A 21,505-nucleotide genomic window follows, 5' to 3' on the forward strand; every position below is an offset into this window, starting at 1 on the left:
CTTCCATTGGATAGTCGTGTTATCTATTGCTTGGATAACACGACTATCCAAAAGGGGTGTCTCATGACCGTGATCGTTCTGCTGGTCGCCACGCTGGCGTTCCGGCTGCTGGGAGTGCTGGGTGTGGGCCGGTTCGGCACGTGGCGGGTGAGCGCGGCCCATGGCCTGGCCGTCATGCTGGTCATGACCGCCAGCGCCCACTTCGTCCCGGCCGGCGTGACCTTCATGCCCAACTACGCCGACATGCTGGCCATGGTGCCGCCGTTCGTGCCGTTCCCCGGCTTCATGGTGTACCTGAGCGGCGTGCTGGAGCTGGCCGGGGCGGCCGGGCTGGTGCTCGGGCGCACCCGTAAGGCCGCCGGGATCTGCCTGGCGCTGCTGTTCCTGGCGCTGCTGCCGGCGAACGTGCACGCCGCCGAGGCCGACCTCGTGGTCTCCTCGCCGCTCTGGCAGCGCATCCCCGAGCAGGCGCTGTACATCGCGATCGCCCTGTGGGCGGCGCTTCCGTTCACCGCCCGCTCGGAGGCCGCGCCCGTGGAGCGGGTGAGTGCCTGACGGGCCGTCCGGCCGCCGAGGACGGGAGTGGGTGAGCTGCCTAGCGGACCGTCCAGCCGCCGTCGATGACCAGCGTGTGTCCCGTGATCAGCGACGCCGCGGGGGAGGCGAGGAAGAGCACCGCCCCCGCGACGTCCATGGGCTCGCCGATGCGGTGCAGCGCCGCGATCCGCTCGATCACGTCGGCCTCGAACGCCGGGTCCGACAGGGCGGGCGCGGTGCCGGGGGTGCGGATGAACGTGGGGGCGACGTTGTTGACCGTGACGCCGTGCGGGCCCCATTCGACGGCCAGGCAGCGGGTCAGGTGGGCGATGGCCGCCTTCGTCATGCAATAGACGGACTCGCCGGGCAGGGCCACCTCGCCGGCCTGTGACCCGACGTTCACGATCCGCCCGTACCCCTGCTCGATCATCACCCGGCCGGCCGCCTGGCTGGCCAGGAACGTGCCCTTCAGGTTGACCCGTACCGTCCGGTCGAAGTCGTCCTCCGTCACGTCCTCGGCCGGGTTGCCCGGGGCGATGCCGGCGTTGTTGACCAGGATGTCGATCCGGCCGAACCGCTCCACCACCGCGCGCACCGATTCCGCGATCTGGGCGGGCGCGGTCATGTCCATCTGCAGCGGCAGCGCGGCCCGGCCCAGCCCGCGGACCTCGTCGGTCAGCCCGCCGTCGGCCCCGGCGTCCCGGAAGCCGAGCGCGACGTCGGCGCCGGCGTTCGCCAGGGCCAGCGAGATCGCCCGGCCGAGACCCCGTGCCGCGCCCGTGACCAGCGCGATCTTTCCGTCCACGCGGTAGTCGGGAAACGTCGTCATGCGTGCCTCCTTGGCGGCATTAATTCGTTGTCTATCCAAACTATTGACCGTGGGTGCGCGTGTGTGTGAGCCTGCTGATGAGCTCATGCGCGAAGGCGCGGCGACGGTCAGGGTCCTGCACTCTGCTCGTGCATGGCGGTCGTCTGACGCCTTGGGGACGCCTGCCGGCGTGCCCGGAAAGGAAGAGCCGCGCATGCGAAGAAGATTATTCGTCATGCTCACGACCGTCGCCGTGCTGATCGCGGCGGCGATCGTCCGGATGTCGCCGGTCTCGGCGGTCGCCTCGGATCCGTACGCGTACCAGAACGTCAGGATCGACGGCGGGGGCTTCGTGCCCGGCATCGTCTTCAACCCGTCCGAGCGGAACCTCATCTACGCCCGCACCGACATCGGCGGCGCGTACCGGTGGAACCAGTCCACCAAGTCCTGGACCCCGCTGCTCGACTGGGCCGGCTGGGACAAGTGGGGCTACAACGGGGTGATCAGCCTGGCCACCGACCCCGTGCAGACCAACCGGGTGTACGCGGCCGTCGGCATGTACACCAACAGCTGGGACCCGAACAACGGCGCCGTCCTGCGCTCCACGGACAAGGGCGACACCTGGCAGGTCACGCCGCTGCCGTTCAAGCTGGGCGGCAACATGCCCGGCCGCGGCATGGGCGAGGCGCTGTCGGTCGACCCGAACGACAACCGGATCCTCTATCTCGGCGCTCCCAACGGCAACGGCCTGTGGCGCAGCACCGACTACGGCGCGACCTGGTCGAAGGTGACCGGTTTCCCGAACGCGGGCAACTACGCGCAGGACCCCGGCGACCCCAACGGTTACCTGAGCCACCGTCCCGGCGTGGTCTGGGTGACCTACGACAAGCGTTCGTCCAGCCCGGGCGGCGCCACCAGGACCATCTACGTGGGCGTCGCCGACAAGGACAACACCGTCTACCGCACCACCGACGGCGGCAGCACCTGGTCGCGGCTGGCCGGCCAGCCCACCGGGTACATCGCGCACAAAGGCGTGCTCGACACCGTGAACGGCTACCTCTACCTCGCCACCAGCGACACCGGCGGCCCGTACGACGGAGCCAAGGGCGACGTGTGGCGCTACGCCACCGCCACCGGCACCTGGACCCAGATCAGCCCCGTCCCCTCCTCCAGCGCCGACGACTACTTCGGCTACAGCGGCCTGACCGTCGACCGCCGGAATCCGGGCACGATCATGGTGGCCACGCAGATCTCCTGGTGGCCCGACGTGATCTTCTTCCGCTCGACGGACTCCGGCGCCACCTGGACCCGGGTGTGGGACTGGACGTCGTACCCGAGCCGCAGTTTCCGCTACACGATGAACATCTCCGAGAACCCCTGGCTCACGTTCGGCGCCAACCCGCAGCCGCCTGAGGTCGCCCCCAAGCTCGGCTGGATGACCGAGTCGCTGGAGATCGACCCGTTCGACTCCGACAGGATGATGTACGGCACCGGCGCCACCATCTACGGCACCGAGAACCTCACCCGGTGGGACGCCGGCTCCCAGTTCACGATCAGGCCGATGGCCAAGGGGCTGGAGGAGACGGCGGTGCTCGACCTCATCAGCCCGCCCAGCGGCGCGCCCCTGGTCAGCGGGCTCGGCGACATCGGCGGGTTCCGGCACACGAACCTGGACGCCGTACCGCCGATGATGTTCACCGCGCCGGTCTTCACCTCCACCACCAGCCTCGACTACGCGGAGAAGGCGCCCTCGATCATGGTCAGGGCGGGCAACTTCACCGACGCCGACCGCCCGAACGACAGCCACGTGGCCTTCTCCACCGACGGCGGCGCCACCTGGTTCCAGGGCACCGAGCCCGGCGGCGTCAACGAGGGCGGCACGGTCGCCGCCGCGGCCGACGGCTCCCGCTTCGTCTGGGCGCCCAAGGGTGTGACTCCCGTCCACTCGGTCGGCTACGGCAACTCCTGGCAGCAGGCTTCCGGCCTGCCGACGGAGGCCGTGCTGGAGTCGGACCGGGTCAACCCGCGCAAGTTCTACGGGCTCGGCGGCGGACGCCTGCACCTCAGCACCGACGGCGGCGCCACCTTCACCGCCACCGCCGCCACCGGGCTGCCCGCGAGCGGCAAGGTCAAGGCCGTGGCCGGCGTCGAGGGTGACGTGTGGGTGGCGGGCGAGGGCGGCATCTGGCACTCGACCGACAGCGGCGCCTCCTTCGCCAAGCTGTCCGGCGTCACGAACGCGGTCAACGTCGGCTTCGGCAAGGCCGCGCCCGGCGCGACGTACCCGGCCGTGTACGCGGTGGCCACCATCGACGGCGTCACCGGCCTGTACCGGTCGGACACCGGCGGGTCGGCGTGGGTGCGCATCAACGACGACCAGCACCAGTGGGGCAACATGGGGGAGGCGCTGACGGGGGATCCGCGCGTGTACGGGCGCGTCTACCTGGGCACCAACGGGCGCGGCATCATCTACGGCGACCGCACGGGCCCGCCGGTGACCGTCACCCCCACACCGACCGTCACCCCCACGGTCACCCCGACCGTCACTCCCACGACCGGTACCGGCTGCACGGCCACCTACCAGCCCGGCAACTCCTGGCCCGGTGGCTTCCAGGCGAACGTCACCGTCAGCAACACCGGCGCCGCGCCGATCACCGGCTGGCGGGTGACCTGGACCTGGCCGGGAGACCAGAAGATCACCAACCTCTGGGGCGGCACCCCGGCCCAGACGGGCACGAGCGTCACGGTGACGAACGCCGGCTACAACGGCGACGTCGCGGCCGGGGCGACGACGTCGTTCGGCCTCAACGGCTCCCACACCGGCACCAACTCCCCACCCACCACCCTCACCTGCACCCCGACGTGACGGCCTGAAACGACCGGGGACCGCACGGGACTCACCCCCGTGCGGTCCCGCCGTCCGTGCTGATGAGGTCTTGACAGGGGCGGCGGGCGGGCGAAGCGTGGCGCTCACACGCCTCATCCGAGGGGGCCCGCCATGGCCGTACACGAGATCCGCATCGACCCCGACCTCCCTCTCCGCGACGAGCCCGGCACCGGCCACAACCGCTGGCATCCGGACATCCCGCCCATCGTCCGCTGCGAGCCGGGCGACGAGGTGATCCTGGAGACCAGGGACGCCTTCGACGGCCAGATGGGCCCCGAGGCCACGCTGAAGACCGTCGAAGCACCTGACCTGGACGTCGTGCACCCGCTCACCGGCCCCGTCCATGTGGAGGGGGCGCGGCCGGGGGATCTGCTGGAGGTGGAGATCCTGGAGGTCGCGCCGGACCGCTACGGCTACACCGTCCAGGTTCCCGGTTTCGGGTTCCTGCGTGACGTCTTCCCCGAGCCGTTCATGGTGCGCTGGGAGCTCGACGACGGGTGGGCGGTCTCGGCCGACCTGCCCGGGGTGCGGATCCCGGCGGCGCCGTTCATGGGCACGATCGGGCTGTCGCCCGGACGCGAGTCGCTGGCCAGGACCACGGCCAGGGAGCAGGCGGCGCTGGCGCGCGGCGGGTTCGTGCTGCCGCCCTCGCCGGACGGCGCCGTCCCGGCCGACGCCGTCGGAGCCGCGGGGCTGCGTACCATCCCGCCCAGGGAGCAGGGCGGCAACGTGGACATCAAGCAGCTCGGCGCGGGCACGCGGCTGTACCTGCCGGTGGACGCGCCTGGCGCGCTGTTCTCGGCCGGGGACGCGCACTTCGCGCAGGGGGACTGCGAGGCGTGCGGCACGGCGATCGAGATGCGGGCGACGCTGCGGGTGCGGTTCACCGTGCACGAGGGGCAGGCGGCGGAGAAGGGGATCAGGGGGCCGAGGTTCGCCCGGTCGGATTACTGGGTGGCGCCGGCGTACGCGGCGCCGCGCCGGTTCTACGCCACCACCGGCATGTCGGTGAGCGGGGACGGGGAGGTGTCGGCCGAGGACGCGACGCTGGCGGCCAGGAACGCGCTGCTGGAGATGATCGACCACCTGGGGGAGCGGGGGTGGAGCGCGCAGCAGGCGTACGCGATCTGCAGCGTGGCGGTGGACCTCAAGGTGAGCCAGCTCGTGGACGTGCCCAGCTTCCTGGTGTCGGCGTTCCTCCCGGAGGACGTCTTCACCGACTAGCGCGGGCGGTCAGAGGTCTTCCAGCAACGCGGCGGGCGTCGGCTCGTCCGCCCGTTCACCCACCGGCTCGTCCGCGTGCCCATTCGACTCGGGCGCGTCGTGGTCGGACAGGCCGGTGAGGATGACGGCGAGCTCGGCCCGCGTGTGGATGCCCAGCTTGCGGTAGATCCGCGCCAGATGGGTGTCCACGGTGCGCTTGCTGATCGACAGGACGGTGGCCACCTCCAGATTGCTCATCCCGCGCAGCACCAGGTCGGTGACCCGGCGTTCACCCACGGTCAGCGGATGGCCGTCCTGGCCGTTGGCGGACGGCGCGGCGGGGCGGCGCGGCGCGGTGGCGGTCCGGTGCTTGTCGGCGAGCGCGGCCAGCCGGACGGCGCCGCAGTCGGCGGCCAGCCGCAGCGCCATGGCCAGCGTCTCGTGCGCCTTGCCGGTGTCGCCCGCCTGGCGTTGCGCGATGCCGAGGCGGAGCATCGCCCTGGCCTGTTCGAGCCGGGCGCCCCGGTGGGCCAGCAGGTCCACCGCCTCGTGCAGCATGTCGAGCCGGGTGGCGCCCTCGTGGGCGACGCTGCCCGCGCTGAGCGCGCGGGCGATCGTGGTGGGAGCGCCCCACGCCCGGGCCAGCTCCAGCTCGCGCTCGGCCACCATGCGGGCGGCCGAGCGTTCGCCGGACAGGGTGTAGGCCAGGATCGTGTTGGTGCCCCAGGGTACGCAGGCCGGGTTGGTGATGCCGGCGGCGGTCAGGCGGCGTCCGCACTCCAGCAGGGTCAGCAGCCCGTCGCGGGGCCGGCCGTGGGAGAGGTGCACGCGTCCCAGCGCGTCCAGGACGTGGCCGGAGATCAGCGGGTGCCAGTCGCCGTACGTCCTGACCGTGCCGAGCGCGGTCTCCGCGGCCTCCAGCTCGCCCCGCTCGACCAGGATCCTGGCGGCGCAGGCGGTGGCGGCGGCGTGGAAGCCCTCGGCCTGGACCTCGCGGGCGCTGGCGATGGCGTCGTTGGCGTCGCGCAGCGCCGCGTCCAGGCTGCCGAGCTGGTAACGCACCTCGGCCCTGGCTAACAGTGCCAGGGCCAGCCTGGTGCTGGAGCCTTCGTCCCTGGTCTCGCTGACCAGCCGTTCGGACCAGTAGGAGGCCTCGTCGAGGCGGTCGCCCCACACGAGGGGCAGCACCGCGGTCACCGGGACCGCGCCCTGGCCGTCCATGCAGCGGCGGGTCTGGGCGAGCATGCGCGGCAGATTGCGGCCGCGCGCGCCGGTGGCCAGGGCGAGCGCGCTGAGGAACTCCCTGGCGGCGGGGGTGAGCAGCGTGCCGAACGAACGGCCCAGCCGCCGTACCCCGATCTGTCCCGCCGAGCGGCCCCACAGCAGTGCCTGGGCGGCGAACAGCAGGGCCAGGTCGGCGCCGGCGAACTGCGGCGTCGCGGCGGCGGTGGTCGCCGCCTCGGCCAGCACCTCGCCGGCCTCCGCGGAGTTCACGGTGACCAGGAGGTCGGCGAACGGGGTCATCGACATCAGCGCCTGCGGCGCCCGCTTGACCCGGCCGTAGACCGTGCGCAGGTGCCGCAGGCAGGCGGGCAGGTCGCGGTGCTTCTCGACGGCGCCCAGCTCGGCGGTGACCTCCAGCACGGTGTCGCGGTCGTCGGTCTCGGCCAGGGCGCGGTGCAGGTAGCCGGTCGCGTCCTGCCAGGCGTGGTTGCCGCCGGCCTCCTCCGCGGCCTCGCGCAGCACGGTCACGGTCAGCGGGTCGCCGGTCGGGCCGGCCGACATCAGGTGCCTGGCCGAGCTGCTCAGCGGCGCGCCGAGCCGGTGCAGCAGCGCCGCGGTACGGCGGTGCAGCCGGTCGCGCTCGTCGGGGTCCATGCCGGCCAGCACCGCCTGCTGCACGCCCGGATGCGGGAACCGGCCGGGCGGCGAGCCCGTGATCAGCCCGAGGGCGCGCAGCCGGGCCGCGGCCACCCGCGCCGCGTCCTGACCGTGCCCGGCGAGCATGGCGGCCAGCTCCAGGCCGTCGTCGGGCGCCACCACGGCCAGGGCGCGGAGCAGGTCCACGCCGGCCGCGTCGGCGCCGGAGTCGCTGTCGGTCAGCCAGCCGAGCGCGGTCTCCGTCATCGCCGCCGCCCCCGCCTCCAGCACCCGGGGCAGCTCGTCGCGGGTCGCGCTCACGCCGGTCCTGGCCAGCCGGGTGGCCAGCTCGTGCAGCAGCGCGGGGTTGCCCCGGGTGAGCTGGTGGCAGGCGAGTGCCACCTCGGCGTCGACCTGCTGCTCGGCGGTGCCGAGCTGGCAGGCGAGCAGCCGCCGCGCGGCCAGGTGGGGCAGCGGCGCGGGCCGCAGCAGCCGCATGTACGGCAGCGCCGCCAGGTCCCTGGCGAGGTCGTTCCCCCCGGACTCGCCGGGGTCGGCACTGGTGAGGATCATCGCGATGGGCAGGCCGTCGAGCCGCCTGGCGATGTAGGAGCACCATTCTGAGGACTGCTGATCGGCATGGTGCACGTCGTCGACGGCGATGATCAGCGGCTGGTCGCCGGTGAAGCTGCGGGTGGCGCGGTAGAGCCCGTGCAGCACGTCGGGGGTGACGGCGTCCTTCCGCTCCTCGTCCAGCGTCAGGCCGGTGGGCGGCGCGCGGCCGGCCGCCATGAGCGGCTCGAACAGCTGCCGGATGACGCCGAAGGGGTGCTCGCGCTCGGCGGGGTGGCCGCGCGCCATGAGCAGCACCGCGCCCGTCTCGGCCAGGGTCGACAGCGCCGCGTTGAGCAGCGTGGTGCGGCCCATCCCGCGTGCGCCCTGGATCAGCAGCACGGACGGACTCGACCCGCGAATCCTGGACAGCACTTCCCGTACAGCGGCTAGTTCTACGTCACGGTGTAGCAGCGTCTGCCCGGAAGACATCGCTACTCCAAAAGCTTGGCCCCCTGGACTGTCACAAGGATCATCCCGCCATGGACAGGTCGCCTGTCAATAGCTGACGGACAAATCGGACAATTATGACGACACGTTGTCAGATCTCACATCGGCCCCGCGACCGGGTGAATGCGCATTCCCGGCCCCTCGTATACGTATTCCACCGCCACCGTACGGCTGAATGCGTACGCCGGAATTACGTCTTTACACGGCAGCGGGCCCGATGCAACTCTGCGATCAAAAGAAAGCACGAATGACAGCGGCAATGACAGCAGCAAGATTGGGACCCAATACGGGGAGCGCCATGGACCGCCCACGTCTCAAGGCACACTTCACCGCTCAGGTGATCGACGGGTCGAAAGTTTTCCTGCTGGCCGACGGCCAGCACTATCGAGTGCAGGCCGCGGGGGCCGGCAGGCTCCTGCCCTATTTGGACGGGCGGCACACGGTCGCCGAGATCGCCGCGACGCTCAGCGGCGAGCTGCCGCTCACCCAGACGCTCACCGCCCTGCGCAAGTTCGCCGCGTTCGGAGTGCTCGCCGAGGGGCGGCCGGACTGGCCGGAGGGCACGCTGGCCTTCTGGGACGCGCAGGGCGTCGATCCGGTCCGGGCGCACGCCGCGCTGGAACGCGCCGAATTCACCGTGGTCGCCTGCGGGGACGCCGACGCCGGGCCGGTCGAGGCCGTGCTGCGCAAGCACGGGCTGCGCATCCGTACGAGGACCGTCGAGGACGAGGCCGCGGGCCCGCAGGGCGAGCTTTCGGTCGTCGTCACCGGCGACTACCTCGATCCCGCGCTGGAGCGGCTCAACGCCGCCTACCTGGCCGCCGAGCACCCGTGGGCGCTGGTCAAGCCGTCCGGGATCACGCTGTGGGTGGGCCCGGTGCTGCGGCCTGGCCGTACCGGCTGCTGGGCCTGCCTGGCGCAGCGGCTGGCCGGGAACCGGCAGGTAGAGCGGTATCTGGCGGGCAAGCGCGGAGGCGGCATGCCCTACCATCCGGCCCGCGAGTCCGTGCCCGCCGGCCCCTCGGTCGCGGGCGGGCTGCTGGCGGTGGAGCTGGCCAGGATCGCGGTCGCCCGCGACGGCGGCACGAACCCGCCCGCCCGCCTCGAAGGCAGCATGACCACGGTCGACCTGCGCTCGCTGGCCACCATGGAGCACACCGTCATCCGGCTGCCGCAGTGCCGGGCCTGCGGGGATCCGGCGCTGATCAGCGAGCGCAGCCCCAAGGTGATGCTGTCGGCGCGCGACGCCAGGCACGTCACCGACGGCGGCTACCGGATCGAGCCGCCCGCGCGCACGTACGCGAGGCTGGAGAAGCACATCAGCCCGCTCATCGGCGCGGTGACCAGGTTGCACACGTTCGCCGAAGAGGACAACGGCGTCACCTACAGCTTCACCGCCGGCCACAACTTCGCCATGATCGGCGACAACATGGACCTGCTGCGGCGCAACCTGCGCGGGCAGAGCGGCGGCAAGGGCCGCACCGAGGTCCAGGCCAGGGTGAGCGCCCTGTGCGAGGCCATCGAGCGCTACTCCGGCGTGTGGCGCGGCGAGGAGCCGGTGACCGAGGCCGCCTACGCCGACCTCGACCCGGCCGTGGCCGTGCATCCGGAGAGCCTGCTGCACTTCTCCGACGGCCAGTACGCCGGCCGCGAGGAGTGGAACAAGGACCCCGCGCACCGCCTGCACCTGGTGCCCGAGCGCTTCCGCACCGACCTGCCCGTCGACTGGTCGCCGGCCTGGTCGCTGACCGAGGGGCGCGAGCGGCTGGTGCCCTCGGGCTACGCCTGGTACGGCCACCCCGACCTGGAGCGGCACTTCTACTGCGTGGGCGACTCCAACGGCAACGCCTCGGGCAACTCCGTCGAGGAGGCCGTGCTGCAGGGCTTCTGCGAGCTGGTGGAGCGGGACGCGGTGGCGCTGTGGTGGTACAACCGGGCCAGGCGGCCGGCCTTCGACCTCGACTCGCTGCGCGACCCGTACGTGGACACCGTGCGCGAGTTCTACCAGGGCATGGACCGCGACATCTGGCTGCTCGACATCACCACCGACCTCGGCATCCCGGCGTTCGTGGGGGTGTCGCACCGCAAGGGGCATCCGGTCGAGGACGTCATCGTCGGCTTCGGCGCGCACCTGGACCCGCGCATCGCCGCCATCAGGACGCTGACCGAGGTCAACCAGTTCCTGCCCTCGGTGGAACGGCGGGACGAGCAGGGCAACACCCTCTACCTGGACGACGACGTGGCCACGCTCGCCTGGTGGAAGGAGACCAGACTGGCCGAGCAGCCGTGGCTGGTGCCCGACCCCGCGCAGAGCCCGCGCACGCTCGGCGACTACGCGCTCTCGGGCGGCGAGGACCTGGCCGCGGACGTCGAGACGTGCGTGAACAGGGCCGCCGCGGCCGGGGTCGAGGTCGTGGTGCTCGACCAGAGCCGGCCCGACCTGGAGCTGAGCGTCGTCCGGGTGATCGCGCCCGGCATGCGCCACTTCTGGCGGCGGCTCGGCCCCGGCCGGCTCTACGACGTGCCGGTCTCGCTCGGCTGGATCCCGCGGCCGAAGGCGGAGGACGAGCTCAACCCCGTCAGCGTCTTCTTCTGACGGTCCCGGGGGCCGTGCGGTGAACGAGAGAGGAACCCGGCGTGAGTGAGACGAAACGGCGGCTGCGGCGTGAGGCGAGTCTGACCGAGGCGGACGGCGAGGTGCGCATCTCCTCGCCCGCCGGTTCGCTGGGGCTGCGCAACCCGCCGGAACAGCTGGTGGCCGCCCTGCGCGTGCTGGCGGCCGGCGATGTGACGGAGACGGCGCTGGCGGCCACGGTGGGCGAGGCCGGGCTGCTGCGCTGGAACCTGCTGCTGCGCCGCCTGGCCAAGGGCGGCCTGCTGGAGTACGGCACGCCCCTGGCCCGGCTGCGCCCGATCGGCGCCGGCCCGGTCGAGCCGGGCCCGCTGCCCGCCGCCGGCGCGCGGATCAGGTTGTCCAGGTTCGCCGTGGTGACGGCGGAGGACGGCGTGCTGAGCGTGCGCGGCCCGCGCAGCCCCGCCGTGGTGGAGCTGGCGCCGGAGGCGGCCGGTCTGCTGGGCCGGCTGGCCGACTGGACCACCCCGGCAGAGCTGGGCGCCGACGAGGTGCTGCGCTTCCTGGCCGCCGCCGGGGCGCTGGCCGCCGACACCGAGGACGGTGACCTGACGCTGGCCCAGTGGCAGCCCCGTGACCTGTGGCTGCACGCGCACAGCAGGGGGTCGCGGATCGCCGGCCGTTACGGCGGGACGTACCCGTTCAAGGAACGTTTCGAGCCCCTGCCCGAGACCCCCGCCCCCTTCGGCGGCAAGCGGATCGAGCTGACCGCCCCCGACCTGGAGGCGCCGGGGCCGGGCCTGACCGAGACGCTGGAGCGCCGCCGCTCCGTACGCGAGCACGACCAGGACGCCCCGATCACCCTCGACCAGCTCGGCGAGCTGCTCTACCGGTCGATGCGGCAGCGGGCGGCCTTCGACTCGCCGGACGGCCAGCGGCTGGCCGACCGGCCCTATCCCTCGGGCGGGTCGGTGCACGAGCTGGAGGTCTACCCCCTGGTCGTCTCCTGCCAGGGCCTCGATCCCGGGCTGTGGCACTACGACACCGCCGGGCACGCGCTGGAGCTGGTGTCGGAGCCGTCCCCGGCGATGCAGGCGCTGGTGCAGCGGGCCAGGGCGGCGGCGCTGCTCGCGCAGGACCCGCAGGTGCTGCTGATCGTCACCGCCCGCTTCGGCCGGGTGATGTGGAAGTACGAGACGATCGCGTACTCGCTGGTGCTCAAGCACGTCGGCGTGCTCTACCAGACGATCTACCTGGTCGGCACCGCGATGAACCTGGCCGTGTGCGGGCTCGGCGGCGGCGACGCCGACGACTTCGCGCTCGCCAGCGGCCTCGACTACCTGAGCGAGGGCAGCGTGGGCGAGCTGGTCCTCGGCAGCAGGCGGGGATAGGGCGATGAAGTTCCGGTTCAAGGCGCTGCAGCGGATGCGCGAGCCCGACGAGCTCGACTCGCCGACGCTGCTGGCCTCGCCGCGCGGCTGGATCGCCACGTTCGTGGTGCTGATCATCGTGGCGGCGGCGTCCGTCTGGTTCTTCGCAGGGCGGCTGCCGGTGACGGTGCCCGCGGCGGGGCTGCTCACCCATCCCGCGGGCACCGCCCGGCTGCAGAGCCCGTACGGCGGCACGGTCCGCTCGATGCTGGTCCGCCCCGACGAGGCCGTGCAGAGGGGCCAGGAGGTGGCCGTGATCACCGTGGACAGCGGGCGGGACCGGACGGTGCACAGCCCGTTCACCGGCCGGGTGGTCGCCTTCTCCGCGGTGGACGGGCACGTGGTCGGCCAGGGGGAGGAGCTGCTGCTCATCGAGCGCACGGACACCCCCGACGACCGGCTGGTGGCGATGCTGTTCGTGCCGGTGGACCGGGCGATGGGCGTGGTGCCGGGCAAACCCGTGGACCTGTCGGTCTCCTCGGCCCCGCCGGGCGCGTTCGGGCTGCTGCGCGGCCGGGTGCACTCCGTCAGCTCCTATCCGGTCATGCTGGAGCACGCGGCCGACCTGGTGGGCGGCCTGGAGGCGGCCCGCGGTTACCTCAAGGGCGTCCCGGCCAGGCTCGTCATCGTCGACCTCGAACGCGACCCCGCCACGCCGTCCGGCTACGCCTGGTCCACCCAGAACGGGCCGCCGGCCCGCCTGCAGTCGCAGGTGTCGGTGGCCGGCGCGATCGGCCTGGGCAGCCAGACTCTGTTCGACCTGCTGCTCGGACGCTGAAGGGGGAGATGTGACGACCACGAGCGCTCCCGCGCAGGCGAGCCCGCCGGCCCCGCCACCGTCACCGCCACGACCTGCCAGGCGGTGGCGGTGGCGGCGGCGCACGCCGACGGTGATCCAGATGGAGGCGGTGGAGTGCGGGGCCGCCTCGCTGGCGATGATCCTCGCGTACTACGGCAAGTTCGTCCCCCTGGAGGAGCTCCGCTCGGCCTGCGGCGTCTCCCGTGACGGCGCCAAGGCCTCCAGTGTGATCGCCGCCGCCCGCCGCTACGGGCTGATCGCCAGGGGCTTCCAGATGGAGGCGGAGGACCTGCGCTCCCTGACCGGGCCGGCCATCGTGTTCTGGGCGTTCCAGCACTTCATGGTCCTCGAAGGGGTGCGCAGCCGGTTCGGCAGGAAGGCCGTGGCGGTCAACGACCCGGCCGGCGGCCCGCGCATGATCGACTGGGACGACTTCGACTCGGGCTTCACCGGCGTGGTGCTGACCTTCGAGCCGGGGCCCGGCTTCCGGCCCGGCGGGCGGCCCACCCGGGTCGGGCAGGCGCTGCTGACCCGCCGCATGCCGTCGGGGCGGGCGCTGCCGCTGGTGCTGCTGGCCAGCCTGCTGCTGGTCGTCCCCGGCATCATCGGGCCCGCGTTCAGCCGGGTGTTCATCGACCGGGTGCTGACCGGGCGCGACCCCGGTTACCTGCTGCCGCTGCTGTTCGGCGTCGGGTTCACGGCTCTCGCGGTGTTCGTGCTGACCTCGGTGCAGCGGCACTACCTGCTGCGCATGGAGATCAGGCTCGGGCTGGTCAGCTCGGCCCGCTTCTTCCGGCACCTGCTGCGACTACCCGTGGAGTTCTACCTCCAGCGCCGGCCCGCCGAGGTGGCCAAGCGGGTGCAGGCCAACGACACCGTCGCCGAGATCCTCTCCCGCGACCTGGCCATCACCCTGGTCAACCTGGTCCTGGTGCTGTTCTACGGCATCGTCCTGATCCGCTACGACCTGCTGCTCGGCCTGGTCGGGGTGGGCATGGCGCTGGTCAACATCCTGGTGCTGCGGCAGGTGTCCAGGGCGCGCACGGACGCCGTGGCCGCGCTCCGCGCCGACCTGGGCAACCTCACCTCGACCACGTTCAACACCCTGCAGCTCATCGAGACCGTCAAGGCCACCGGCGCGGAGCCCGCCGCGTTCCAGCGCTGGTCGGGCTTCCTGGCCAAGGCGGTCACCGCCAAACAGCGGCTGGGCGTGGCCACGGCCACGCTGACCGTCGTGCCGCCGCTGCTGGCCGGGGTCAACAGCGGGCTCATCCTGCTGATCGGCGGTCTGCGGGTGGTGGACGGCGTGATCAGCGTGGGCATGCTGGTGGCCTTCCAGACCCTGCTCACCTCGCTGTCCAGGCCGGTCACCCAGCTCACGAACCTGGGCGGGCAGCTCCAGGACATCTCCGCCGACGTCTGCCGCCTGTACGACGTCGAGAAGTACCCCGTGGCCACCACCTTCGAGCGGCGCGAGCCCGTACGGGAGCGGGAGGAGGGCCGCCTGGACGGGCGGCTGGAGTTCGACCGGGTGACGTTCGGCTACAACGCGCTGGCCACGCCCGTGATCAAGGACCTGTCGTTCACGCTGGTGCCGGGACGCAGGGTGGCGATCGTCGGCAACTCCGGCAGCGGCAAGTCGACCGCGGGCAAGCTGGCCGCGGGCCTCTACGTGCCGACCTCCGGCCGGGTGCTGCTCGACGGCCTGCCCAGGGAGGAGCTGCCCAGGGAGGTGGTGGCCGCGTCGGTCGCGTACGTGGACCAGGACATCACCCTGTTCGAGGGCACCGTGCGCGACAACCTCACCCTGTGGAGCGACGACGTGCCGGACGAGGTGGCCGTCTCCGCGCTGCGTGACGCCGCCCTGTTCGACCTGATCGCCACCAGGCCGGGCGGTCTCAACAGCGGCGTGCTGGAGGGCGGGCGCAACTTCAGCGGCGGCCAGCGGCAGCGGCTGGAGCTGGCCAGGGCCCTGTCGCTGCGGCCGACCCTGCTGATCCTGGACGAGGCGACCAGCGCGCTGGACCCGGAAACGGAGCGGACCATCGCCGACCACCTGCGCAGACGCGGCTGCGGCTGCCTCATCATCGCCCACCGGTTGTCCACCGTGCGCGACGCCGACGAGATCATCGTCCTCGACCGGGGCGAGGTGGTCGAGCGCGGCCGGCACGCCGAGCTGCTGGCGTTGGACGGGCACTACGCGGAGCTGCTCAGGAGCTCGCGCAGGAACGGGGAGGCGGGATGACGACGCCGCTGCTCTCGTCGTTCTCGCCGTTCTTCACCGACGCGGCCACCCCGGTGGACTACTCCGCCGACAACCTCTTCGTCGTGTCGGGCGTGCGCGAGGTGCTGCTGGTCGAGCGGGGCGAGGTCGACCTGTTCGCCGTGCGCCTGGACAACGGGCGTCCCGTGGGCCGCTGGAACTACCTGTGCCGGGTCCGCGAGGGCACCCTGCTGCCCGGCGCGCCGCGCGGCCCGCGGCACGGCATCGTGGGCCGTCCCGTGCCCGGCTCGGTCGTCTCGCGCGTCCCGCTGGCCAGGCTGCGCGAGCTGGCCGGCACCGGGCGCTCGGCCACCATGTCCACCGCCGACTACGGGCTGGCCGTCAAGCAGCTCGTCCGCGGCCTGGAGGCGGGCATGGTGTCGCTGGCCACGGCGCTGCGCGACGGGCTGCCGCCGCGCGAGTTCGTCCCCCTGGCCTCCGACACGGTCACCGTGCTCGGTCAGCACCGCGCGGCCAGGTCGGTGGACGGCGTGCGCTGGCTCAGCGTCGAGGAGGGCGCGGTCGAGATGCCCGACGGCGTGGCCGGCGTGCTGACCGCGGGCGCCGAGCTGTCGGTGACCGAACGGGACTGGGTGGTCGCCACCACCCCCACCCGGCTGCGCTCGAAGTCCACCTGGCAGCTGCTGGCGGACGAGACGCTCTGGAGCCGCTGGGTCGAGCACGCCATCCGCTTCCTCTACACCGTGGACCGCCGGGTCGAACGGCAGCGGGCCCGCGAGCTGCGCTCGCTGGAGCGCAGGAAGGAGCAGGAGTCGGCCACCACCGTGGCGGCCCGGCGCAGCTTCGACACGCTCGTGCGCGACACCGAGGCCAAGGTGCGCCTGGCCGACGTCACCGCCGACCCGCCGGCCCTGGCCGCGGCCCGGCTGGTGGCCTCGCACGGCGGCTTCACCGTCACCGCGCCGCCGCCGGGGAGCAACAGGGAGGTCGATCCGCTGCAAGCGATCGCCCTGGCCTCGGGGGTGCGGACCAGATCCGTCCGGCTCGACGACGGCTGGTGGAAACGGGACATCGGCCCCATGGTGGGCTACCTGCGCGACGACGAGACGCCCGTGGCGCTGCTGCCGATCGGCTCGCGGTACGTGCTCGCCCAGCCGGGCCAGAGCCGGGTCACCCCCGTCACCAGGGCGGTGGCGGCCACGCTGTCCAACAAGGCCGAGGTGCTCTACGAGCCGCTGCCGCGCGAAGTGCGCACGGTGGCCGGGCTGCTGCGCTTCGGGCTGGCGCGCAACGGCCACGACCTGTGGGTGCTCGCCTCGCTCGGCACGATCGTGGCCGTCATCGGCCTGCTCGTGCCCGCGATGACCGGGCTGGTGCTGGGCACGTTCGTGGCGCGGGCCGAGCGCGACCTCATCGTGCAGGGCGCCGCGCTGGTGATCGGCGGCGCCTTCGTGGCCGGCGCGCTGTCGATCGTCCAGAACGTGGCGGCGCTGCGCATCGAGGGCCGCGCGTCCGCGCGGGTGCAGGCCGGCGCGTGGACCCGGCTGCTGTCGTTACCCGTCACCTTCTTCGGCCGGTACTCCACCGGCGAGCTGGGCACGACCGTGCTGGGCGTGAGCGCGGCCCAGGAACTGCTCTCCGGCGTGATGACCACGGCCACGCTCGGCCTGTTCGGCGGCCTGGCCAACCTCGCCCTCGTCTACGTCTACGACGTCCGCCTCGCGCTGCTCGCGACCCTGCTGGTGCTGGCCGGCGTGCTGGTGTGCGCGGTGGCCGGCTTCTTCGAGGTACGCCTCCAGCGCCGCCTGTACGAGCAGGAGCAGCGGCTGTCGTCCCGGGTGTTCCAGCTCCTGTCGGCGGTGCCCAAGCTGCGTGTGGCCGCCGCCGAGGACCAGGCGTTCGCCGTGTGGACCCGCGACTTCACCAGGACCAGAGCCACCTCGGCCAAGGCCAGGCGGTTGCAGAACCTGGTCACCACGTTCAACGCGGGCTTCCCGCTCGTCTGCTCGTGCGTGATCTTCGCCGTGGCGGCCGGGCCGATGCGCGGGGAGCTGCCGATCGCCGCGTTCCTCGCCTTCTTCACCGCCTTCAGCCTGCTCATCGCCTCGGTGCTGCAGTTCACCGGCGCGGCCATCACCGCCATGAGCATCGTGCCGATGCTGGAGAAGCTGGCGCCCGTCCTGGAGGTCGAGCCCGAGGACGACGCGGGCAAGGCCGACCCCGGCGACCTGTCGGGCCGCATCACGTTGTCCAAAGTCTCCTTCCGCTACGGCGCGGACGGCCCCAGGGCGCTGAGCGAGATCGACCTGTCGATCGAGCCGGGCGAGTTCGTCGCGATCGTGGGGCCGACCGGCAGCGGCAAGTCCACGGTCCTGCGCCTGCTGCTCGGCTTCGAGCAGCCCGACTCGGGCAGCGTCATGTACGACGGCCAGGACCTGGGCGAGCTCGACCTCGGCGCGGTGCGCCGGCAGTGCGGGGTGGTGCTGCAGAACGGCGCCCTGCTGGCCGGCGACATCAGGCAGAACATCGTCGGCAGCACCAGCCACACCATCGACGACGCCTGGGAGGCCGCCGCGATGGCCGGCATCGACGGCGACATCACCGCCATGCCGATGGGCATGCACACCGTCCTGTCCGAGGGCACCCACACGCTCTCCGGCGGGCAGCGGCAGCGCATCATGATCGCCAGGGCGCTGGTCTCACGCCCGCGCATCGTCTTCTTCGACGAGGCCACCAGCGCCCTGGACAACCCGGCGCAGAACGTCATCGCCGAGAGCACCCGCAGGCTGAACGCCACCCGCGTCGTCATCGCCCACCGGCTGTCCACCATCAGGGACGCCGACAAGATCCTCGTGCTCGACGGCGGGCGCGTCGTCCAGCAGGGCACCTATGACGAGCTGCTGGGCGACGAGCAGGGCCTGTTCGCCCGCCTGGCCCGGCGGCAGATCTGACGGCCCGCGTGAACGGCGAAATGGACGGCCGGTCGCCGTTCCTGCGAGGTGATGAGGTCGAGTTGCGGCGCTGCGACGTGGAAGGATGTCACGATAGTGCCGACCGGAGCTCTGCCCGCTCCCCGACGATCCCGAGGGCAGGGTCTCCCAGGAAGGTAGGCGACTGATGGACTTCGTGCTGCTGATCCACGGCGACGAGATGCTCTGGGACGCCTTCAGCGAGAGCGAACGCACGCGCATGGCCGAGGCGCACCGCCAGTTCGGCAGGGCGATGGTGATGGCGGGCGTCAAGGTCAAATACGGCGCGGGGCTGACCAGGTCCCGCGAGGGCAAGCTGGTCAGGCCGGACGGGCCGGCCGTGGCCGGGCCCTACGCGGTCGGGCGCGAGCAGATCGGCGGCATCTGGATCATCGAGGTCAAGTCGGCGGAGGAGGCCGAGGCGTGGGCGCGCAAGATGCCGTACGCGCCCGGCGACATCGTCGAGGTCCGCCCCTGCGACCCGACCGCCTGACGAGCCTGGGGTCGTCCTGAGCGTCGTTCCGAGTGGGTGGCCGGGGGTTGTGCCGAGCGGGGCCGTCCTGGGCGGCCTGGGGCCGTCCGGAGCCCTCTCGGTGCTCCGGACGGCGCCTCCCCGCCGATGGCCGCTCAGTAGCTGGGCCGGCGGCTGAGCACGATGCCCACGGCCAGGAAGAGCAGGCCGGCCACCCCGTACACGATGGCCAGGGACGTCGCGGGCGGCTGCTGGCTGGCGTTGACCACCGCCAGGCCGAGTCCGACGATCCCGCTGATGTAGCAGAAGATCGCCACGAAGATCTTCCAGAACGGACTCATTGCGCATTCCTCCAGAACCTTGCGGGTTTCTCCGGAACTGTCTCCGGTACTGAGGGGGCCGGGCCGCCGTGCGGCGCGGTCCCTGCGGCGGCGAAGCCGAGGAGCATGACCCAGGCGTCCGGGTCGGCCAGGAAGCGCCGCCAGCGGTCGGCCGCCAGGGCCAGCTCGCCCATCGAGAGCGCCCCCGAGGCCACCAGCGGCACCAGGCGCTCAGGCCCCAGGTGCGGGGCGAAGGCGGCCGTGGGATGGGTGTCGTTCGTGGCGGCGAACGGGCGCAGCACCACGTCGGTGAAGCCCTCCCGCCGCAGCAGCCGGGTGAGCTTCCTGCCGATCTGACGGTCCCCGCCGGCGCCGCGCTGCGCCTGGGCCATCGTGGCGTGCACGGAGGCCAGCTCGGGGTACATCGGATCGGCCAGGCCCCACAGCATGCTGTCGACCTCGACGGCGACGAGGGTGCCGCCGGGCCGCAGCACCCGCATCGCCTCGGCCAGCATCGGAGCGGGGTCGGTGAGGTGCTGCAGTACGTACCGCAGCAGTACGCCGCCGACGCTTCCCGTACGTAGCGGCAGCCGGGCGCCGTCGGCGGCCACGAGCGGCGCGCCGCAGCCGCCCGCGTGGCGGAGCAGCCCCGCGTCCACGTCCAGCGCGATGACGTCCAGGCCCGGCTCGGCGGCGCGCAGCCTGCGGGTGACCGCGCCCGAGCCGGCGCCCAGCTCCAGCAGCGGCCCCGCGCGGGTCAGGCCGAGGTCGCGCATGATGCGCAGCTCCTCCTCGAAGGAGAGCGCCGCCTGCGCTTCGAGGCGGGCCAGCTCGCCGTCCACGCCGCCCCAGGTGGTGTTGGCGACGTCGTACGAGCCCGCCGCGGCCGCCGCGCTCACCGGGGCCTCGGAACCATCATCAGGCCGTGCCTGGGCCGCAGCGTGACCAGGGCCTCCGGCTCGACGGGGAATTCGGGGACCAGCTCCATGCGCAGGTCACGCAGCAGGACGGCGAGCACGAGCGTGGCCTCGACCAGGGCGAAGTGCCGTCCCAGGCAGATGCGCGGGCCGCCGCCGAAGGGCAGGTACTGGTGGCTGAGGTGCCGCGCCGCCGCCTCGGGGTCGAAGCGATCCGGCCGGTAGGCGGCGGGGTCGTCCCAGTAGCGCGGGTCGCGGTGCAGCACCCACGGGCTGACGCAGACCAGCGATCCGGCCGGGATGTCGTAGCCGTCGATCACGTCGGCCGCCACGCTGCGCCGCGAGATGAGCCAGACCGGCGGGTAGAGCCGCATCGCCTCCTGCACGGCCTGCCTGCACCTGCGCAGCGCCGGCAGGTCGGCGGCGGCCGGCGCCCGCCCGCCCAGCACCTCGTCGATCTCCGCGCGGACCGCGGCGGCCGCCTCGGGGTGGCGGTCGAGCAGGTAGAGCGTCCAGGTCAGGGACTTGGCGGTGGTCTCGTGCCCGGCCATGACGATGGTCAGCACCTGATCCCGCAACTCCACGTCGGCCATGCCGCCCGGCCCGGTCACCGGACAGGTCCCGGGCGGGGCGTCGGTTTCGGTCCCGGGTCCGGCTCCGGGTGCGGTCTCGGGGCGGGGGTGGCCTTCGGCGAGCAGGGCGCTGAGCAGGTCGTCGCCCGCGCCGCCCGCGCGGCGGGCCGCGATGATCAGATGGGTCACCTGGTCGAGGAACGTCCGCGCCCGCTGGAAGCCCAGATAGCGCGCGGCCGTGTCGGCCGGATCGGGGTCGTCGCTGGGTACGTAGTGCCCGATGAACCGGTTGACCGCGTCCACCGCCCGGCCGAACCCCTCGCCCGCGCCGCCGATGTCGGTGCCGAGCATGGCCTTCACGATCACGGTCAGGGTGAGCGAGGTCAGGTCGTGGTCGACCCGTACCGACGCGGCGCCCCGCCACTGCGCCGCCAGGTGCTCCGCCGCCGCCACGATGACCTGGTCGAACCGGTCGACCTCGGCGGGCCTGAAGGCCGGCGCGCACCTGCGCCGCTGCGCCGCCCACTCGGCGCCGTTGCTGGTCAGCAGGCCGTTGCCGAGCAGCGGGCGCAGCATGTCGTCGTCCGGCGTGCGGTCCTTGGTGTAGTTGGCGCCGTTCTCCTTGAGTACGTACCTGGCCAGATCCGGCCGGTTGAGCATGTAGACCGGCTCCCCGTCGGCGTCGTGGCGGGTGACGTCCCCGTGGGCCGCCATCGCGGTGACGAACTCCAGCGGCGCGTCCCGCATGGCTCTCAAGCTCTGGGTCCCCGCCGGTCCAGGCGGCACCCGGGGGGATACGTACGTCCCGGACATGAGCACTCCCGATGGCTTACGTAAACGAATATTCGGATACGCATTTCCGGCCGCTGAATA

The 21,505-nt window shown here is 72.6% G+C and carries 14 protein-coding genes; 9 read left to right on the plus strand and 5 right to left on the minus strand.

The genetic code is table 11. From position 1 onward, the window contains the following. Nucleotides 1-63: 63 nt before the first annotated feature. Entirely contained in the window at nt 64-555 is a 492-nt protein-coding gene (locus B0I32_RS07975; protein WP_106236380.1) for a DoxX family protein, read from the plus strand. A 40-nt stretch (nt 556-595) separates the two neighbouring features. Here B0I32_RS07975 and B0I32_RS07980 read toward each other — a convergent pair whose 3' ends face one another. Next, nucleotides 596-1,366, minus strand: a complete 771-nt coding sequence (locus B0I32_RS07980) for an SDR family NAD(P)-dependent oxidoreductase (RefSeq protein ID WP_106236382.1) — start codon at nt 1,364-1,366, stop codon at nt 596-598. Nucleotides 1,367-1,559: 193 nt separating this feature from the next. Here B0I32_RS07980 and B0I32_RS07985 point away from each other — a divergent pair, with 193 nt between their 5' ends. Both B0I32_RS07985 and B0I32_RS07990 read left to right on the plus strand, forming a co-directional pair. Then, nucleotides 1,560-4,211, plus strand: coding sequence for a cellulose binding domain-containing protein (locus B0I32_RS07985; RefSeq protein ID WP_106236384.1), 2,652 nt, complete (start codon nt 1,560-1,562; stop codon nt 4,209-4,211). Between the two features lie 132 nt (nt 4,212-4,343). Next, entirely contained in the window at nt 4,344-5,456 is a 1,113-nt protein-coding gene (locus tag B0I32_RS07990) for an acetamidase/formamidase family protein (protein ID WP_106236386.1), read from the plus strand. 9 nt (nt 5,457-5,465) lie between these two features. Here B0I32_RS07990 and B0I32_RS07995 read toward each other — a convergent pair whose 3' ends face one another. Beyond that, nucleotides 5,466-8,339 carry an AAA family ATPase gene (locus B0I32_RS07995; protein ID WP_106236388.1) on the minus strand — a complete coding sequence of 958 codons (2,874 nt, stop codon included), beginning with the start codon at nt 8,337-8,339 and terminating at the stop codon, nt 5,466-5,468. Nucleotides 8,340-8,655: 316 nt separating this feature from the next. Between B0I32_RS07995 and B0I32_RS08000 the strand changes: the two genes are divergently transcribed. The 6 genes from B0I32_RS08000 (at nt 8,656) to B0I32_RS08025 (ending at nt 18,844) form a co-directional block, all read left to right on the plus strand. Beyond that, nucleotides 8,656-10,953 (plus strand): TOMM precursor leader peptide-binding protein, encoded by a 2,298-nt coding sequence (locus B0I32_RS08000; protein WP_181307154.1) that lies wholly within the window; start codon nt 8,656-8,658, stop codon nt 10,951-10,953. A gap of 41 nt (nt 10,954-10,994) precedes the next feature. Continuing rightward, the gene (locus B0I32_RS08005) at nt 10,995-12,320 is read left to right on the plus strand and encodes a SagB/ThcOx family dehydrogenase (protein WP_106236391.1); all 1,326 of its coding nucleotides are present in this window, start codon (nt 10,995-10,997) and stop codon (nt 12,318-12,320) included. 4 nt (nt 12,321-12,324) lie between these two features. Then, a complete protein-coding gene (locus tag B0I32_RS08010; protein ID WP_106236392.1) occupies nt 12,325-13,137 on the plus strand; it encodes an HlyD family efflux transporter periplasmic adaptor subunit in 813 nt (270 codons plus the stop codon). Between the two features lie 10 nt (nt 13,138-13,147). After that, complete coding sequence (locus B0I32_RS08015) at nt 13,148-15,403, plus strand: NHLP family bacteriocin export ABC transporter peptidase/permease/ATPase subunit (RefSeq protein ID WP_219911692.1); 2,256 nt, start codon at nt 13,148-13,150, stop codon at nt 15,401-15,403. Then, nucleotides 15,400-18,333 (plus strand): NHLP bacteriocin export ABC transporter permease/ATPase subunit, encoded by a 2,934-nt coding sequence (locus B0I32_RS08020; RefSeq protein WP_106236396.1) that lies wholly within the window; start codon nt 15,400-15,402, stop codon nt 18,331-18,333. The genes B0I32_RS08015 and B0I32_RS08020 overlap by 4 nt, the downstream gene beginning before the upstream one ends. Nucleotides 18,334-18,499: 166 nt before the next feature. Then, nucleotides 18,500-18,844, plus strand: a complete 345-nt coding sequence (locus tag B0I32_RS08025) for a YciI family protein (protein WP_106236397.1) — start codon at nt 18,500-18,502, stop codon at nt 18,842-18,844. A 134-nt stretch (nt 18,845-18,978) separates the two neighbouring features. Here the strand turns inward: B0I32_RS08025 and B0I32_RS08030 are convergent, their stop codons facing one another. Genes B0I32_RS08030 through B0I32_RS08040 form a run of 3 tightly spaced genes read right to left on the minus strand, consistent with a single transcriptional unit; the run spans nt 18,979 to nt 21,379 of the window. Then, the gene (locus tag B0I32_RS08030; protein ID WP_106236399.1) at nt 18,979-19,164 is read right to left on the minus strand and encodes a hypothetical protein; all 186 of its coding nucleotides are present in this window, start codon (nt 19,162-19,164) and stop codon (nt 18,979-18,981) included. After that, nucleotides 19,161-20,042 (minus strand): class I SAM-dependent methyltransferase, encoded by an 882-nt coding sequence (locus B0I32_RS08035; RefSeq protein ID WP_106236401.1) that lies wholly within the window; start codon nt 20,040-20,042, stop codon nt 19,161-19,163. Before B0I32_RS08035 ends, B0I32_RS08030 begins: the two co-directional genes overlap by 4 nt. Continuing rightward, a complete protein-coding gene (locus B0I32_RS08040) occupies nt 20,039-21,379 on the minus strand; it encodes a cytochrome P450 (protein WP_181307156.1) in 1,341 nt (446 codons plus the stop codon). The genes B0I32_RS08035 and B0I32_RS08040 overlap by 4 nt, the downstream gene beginning before the upstream one ends. Between the last annotated feature and the right edge of the window lie 126 nt (nt 21,380-21,505).

The sequence above is a fragment of the Nonomuraea fuscirosea genome, from assembly GCF_003001935.1.
Classification (GTDB): Bacteria; Actinomycetota; Actinomycetes; order Streptosporangiales; family Streptosporangiaceae; genus Nonomuraea; species Nonomuraea fuscirosea.

Excerpts from the sequence above, each read along its gene's own strand:
- B0I32_RS07975 (WP_106236380.1), top strand. The coding sequence starts at position 64 with ATGACCGTGATCGTTCTGCTGGTCGCCACGCTGGCGTTCCGGCTGCTG.
- B0I32_RS08010 (WP_106236392.1), top strand. The coding sequence starts at position 12,325 with ATGAAGTTCCGGTTCAAGGCGCTGCAGCGGATGCGCGAGCCCGACGAG.
- B0I32_RS08030 (WP_106236399.1), bottom strand. The coding sequence starts at position 19,164 with ATGAGTCCGTTCTGGAAGATCTTCGTGGCGATCTTCTGCTACATCAGC.
- B0I32_RS07995 (WP_106236388.1), bottom strand. The coding sequence starts at position 8,339 with ATGTCTTCCGGGCAGACGCTGCTACACCGTGACGTAGAACTAGCCGCT.
- B0I32_RS08020 (WP_106236396.1), top strand. The coding sequence starts at position 15,400 with ATGACGACGCCGCTGCTCTCGTCGTTCTCGCCGTTCTTCACCGACGCG.
- B0I32_RS08025 (WP_106236397.1), top strand. The coding sequence starts at position 18,500 with ATGGACTTCGTGCTGCTGATCCACGGCGACGAGATGCTCTGGGACGCC.
- B0I32_RS08040 (WP_181307156.1), bottom strand. The coding sequence starts at position 21,379 with ATGCGGGACGCGCCGCTGGAGTTCGTCACCGCGATGGCGGCCCACGGG.
- B0I32_RS07990 (WP_106236386.1), top strand. The coding sequence starts at position 4,344 with ATGGCCGTACACGAGATCCGCATCGACCCCGACCTCCCTCTCCGCGAC.
- B0I32_RS07980 (WP_106236382.1), bottom strand. The coding sequence starts at position 1,366 with ATGACGACGTTTCCCGACTACCGCGTGGACGGAAAGATCGCGCTGGTC.
- B0I32_RS08000 (WP_181307154.1), top strand. The coding sequence starts at position 8,656 with ATGGACCGCCCACGTCTCAAGGCACACTTCACCGCTCAGGTGATCGAC.
- B0I32_RS07985 (WP_106236384.1), top strand. The coding sequence starts at position 1,560 with ATGCGAAGAAGATTATTCGTCATGCTCACGACCGTCGCCGTGCTGATC.